The sequence below is a fragment of the Paraburkholderia sp. A1RI_3L genome, assembly GCF_048957895.1.
In the GTDB taxonomy this organism is placed as follows: Bacteria; Pseudomonadota; Gammaproteobacteria; order Burkholderiales; family Burkholderiaceae; genus Paraburkholderia; species Paraburkholderia kururiensis.
The window spans coordinates 1-771 of record NZ_JARCHA010000057.1; the positions used below are offsets into that span (position 1 = coordinate 1).

At 64.1% G+C, this 771-nt stretch carries 2 protein-coding genes; both read left to right on the top strand.

All coding sequences use genetic code 11. From position 1 onward, the window contains the following. A partial coding sequence (locus PXJ20_RS32835; protein WP_421057504.1) for an ABC transporter permease subunit occupies positions 1 to 528 on the top strand: 528 nt, incomplete at its 5' end. A gap of 58 nt (positions 529 to 586) precedes the next feature. After that, positions 587 to 771 (top strand): P1 family peptidase (locus PXJ20_RS32840; protein WP_421057505.1); only part of this gene is annotated, 185 nt, incomplete at its 3' end.

Sequence of the window (771 nt, forward strand, 5' to 3'; positions counted from 1 at the left end):
TACGAAGGCTGGTGGGACCGTATCGCGATGCGGGTATCGGACGTGCTGCTGGCCTTTCCCGGCATTCTGCTTGCGATCGGCGTGGTCGCGGTGCTGGGCTCGAGCATGGTCAACGTGATCATCGCGGTTGCGGTATTCAGCGTGCCGGCGTTTGCGCGGCTCGTGCGCGCGAGCACGCTGTCGATCAAGCACATGCTTTACATCGAGGCGATGCGCAGCATCGGCGCCTCGGACTTTGTGATTCTGTTTCGGCACATTCTGCCCGGTACGATTTCGCCGATCGTCGTGTACGGGACGATGCGCATCGGCACGTCGATCATCACCGCAGCGAGCTTGTCGTTCCTCGGCATGGGCGCGCAACCGCCGACGCCGGAGTGGGGCGCGATGCTCAACGATGCGCGCTCGGACATGATGCTCGCGCCGCACGTGGCGGTTTTTCCCGCAGTGGCGATCTTCCTGACCGTGCTGGCCTTCAATCTGCTCGGCGATGGTCTGCGCGACGCGCTCGACCCCAAGCTCGACCGGTGACGCGAACCGGTACCCGCGATTCAACATAAGGTATCGAATGCCTGTACAGCAACCCGGTGTGTCCGGCGCAGTCGCTGCAGAAGCCGTTCCACGGATCGGTGTTCTGCCGTCGGGGCAGCGCGATCTCATCAGCGACGTGCCCGGCGTGACGGTCGGCCACGCGACGCTCGACGACGGGGACATTCAAACCGGCGTCACCGTCGTCATGCCCCATGACGGCGACACGTTTCTCCGAAAGACGCC